The following is a 2,442-nucleotide window of genomic DNA, read 5'->3' as shown; positions in this document are numbered from 1 at the left end:
AAGTACGGGAATATTAACCCGTTTCCCATCGACTACGCCTTTCGGCCTCGCCTTAGGGGTCGACTCACCCTGCCCCGATTAACGTTGGACAGGAACCCTTGGTCTTTCGGCGTGGAGGTTTTTCACCCCCATTATCGTTACTCATGTCAGCATTCGCACTTCTGATACGTCCAGTGTGGGTTACCCCTTCACCTTCATCCGCTTACAGAACGCTCCTCTACCGCTCACACATAGTGTGAACCCGTAGCTTCGGTGTATTGCTTAGCCCCGTTACATCTTCCGCGCAGGCCGACTCGACTAGTGAGCTATTACGCTTTCTTTAAATGATGGCTGCTTCTAAGCCAACATCCTAGCTGTCTAAGCCTTCCCACATCGTTTCCCACTTAGCAATAACTTTGGGACCTTAGCTGACGGTCTGGGTTGTTTCCCTTTTGACGACGGACGTTAGCACCCGCCGTCTGTCTCCCGAGTAGTACTCATTGGTATTCGGAGTTTGCAAAGAGTTGGTAAGTCGGGATGACCCCCTAGTCTTAACAGTGCTCTACCCCCAATGGTATTCGCTCGAGGCGCTACCTAAATAGCTTTCGAGGAGAACCAGATATCTCCCGGTTTGATTGGCCTTTCACCCCCAGCCACAGGTCATCACCGTCTTTTTCAACAGACGTGTGTTCGGTCCTCCAATTGATGTTACTCAATCTTCAACCTGCCCATGGCTAGATCACCGGGGTTCGGGTCTACACCTAGCAACTATTCGCGCAGTTAACACTCGGTTTCCCTACGGCTCCGCTATTCGCTTAACCTCGCTACTAAATGTAAGTCGCTGACCCATTATACAAAAGGTACGCAGTCACGGTCTCAAGGACCGCTCCCACTGCTTGTACGTATACGGTTTCAGGTTCTATTTCACTCCCCTCACTGGGGTTCTTTTCGCCTTTCCCTCACGGTACTGGTTCACTATCGGTCAGTCAGGAGTATTTAGCCTTGGAGGATGGTCCCCCCATCTTCAGACAACATACCACGTGTGTCGCCTTACTCGTTTTCATCATCGGTTAGTTGTCGTGTACGGGACTATCACCCTGTACCGTGGTGCTTTCCAACACCTTCCACTAACACCCCAATGACTTAAGGGCTACTCCCCGTTCGCTCGCCGCTACTAGGGGAATCTCGGTTGATTTCTTTTCCTCGGGGTACTTAGATGTTTCAGTTCTCCCGGTTCGCCTCTGCATGCTATGGATTCACATGCAGATAGCTGCTTATGCAGCTGGGTTGCCCCATTCGGATATCTGTGGCTCAACGGGTTTTATCACCTCACCACAGCTTTTCGCAGATTAACACGTCCTTCATCGCCTCTGACTGCCAAGGCATCCACCGTATACGCTTAGTCGCTTAACCATACAACCCGGATAGGTCTCTCGCTTGTCTCTCTTCTGTCCTGGCGGTGTTATCAGCTTCGCGCCTCAATCATGTAGCTTATCTACACGCTTTCGTTGCTCTGCTGATGGCCTTGCCAGACCAGTGACTGACTGCGCTTAGAAATATTAGGTTGATTGCTCAACGACCCATATTGGTTTTTCTTTCGCCTTGATGTGTTTCATCGCTGAAACACTAGGATCACAAAACACTTGATTGAAGTATTTTGAGAACTCATTTCGATTAAATATCGCTATTTAATCTCTACTATCAGCTTTCCAAATTGTTAAAGAACAAACATCACTTCCGTAATGCCGGTTTGAGACAAACCTATCTGTGTGAACACTCACAACAAATTTCATCGTTTAGGTAAGGAGGTGATCCAGCCCCAGGTTCCCCTAGGGCTACCTTGTTACGACTTCACCCCAGTCATGATCCACAAAGTGGTAACCGCCCCCCCGAAGGTTAAGCTAGCTACTTCTTTTGCAAACCACTCCCATGGTGTGACGGGCGGTGTGTACAAGGCCCGGGAACGTATTCACCGTGGCATTCTGATCCACGATTACTAGCGATTCCGACTTCATGGAGTCGAGTTGCAGACTCCAATCCGGACTACGAACAGCTTTTTGGGTTCCGCTCCACGTCGCCGCTTTGCTTCCCTCTGTACTGTCCATTGTAGCACGTGTGTAGCCCTACTCGTAAGGGCCATGATGACTTGACGTCGTCCCCACCTTCCTCCGGTTTATCACCGGCAGTCTCCCTACAGTTCCCGGCATTACCCGCTGGCAAGTAAGGATAAGGGTTGCGCTCGTTGCGGGACTTAACCCAACATTTCACAACACGAGCTGACGACAGCCATGCAGCACCTGTCTCAGAGTTCCCGAAGGCACCAATCCATCTCTGGAAAGTTCTCTGGATGTCAAGAGTAGGTAAGGTTCTTCGCGTTGCATCGAATTAAACCACATGCTCCACCGCTTGTGCGGGCCCCCGTCAATTCATTTGAGTTTTAACCTTGCGGCCGTACTCCCCAGG

2 rRNA genes are annotated in these 2,442 nt (G+C 50.4%); both read right to left on the bottom strand.

The window, feature by feature from the left end:
- Window positions 1-1,392, bottom strand: a 23S ribosomal RNA gene (locus J3L11_RS18680); the annotation flags it as partial.
- Between the two features lie 388 nt (window positions 1,393-1,780).
- Window positions 1,781-2,442 (bottom strand): 16S ribosomal RNA (locus J3L11_RS18675); the annotation flags it as partial.

This window comes from Shewanella sp. 4t3-1-2LB, from assembly GCF_017368415.1.
Classification (GTDB): Bacteria; Pseudomonadota; Gammaproteobacteria; order Enterobacterales; family Shewanellaceae; genus Shewanella; species Shewanella fodinae.
Note: the sequence above shows the minus strand (reverse complement) of the source record. Positions and strands in the feature narration are given on the sequence as shown.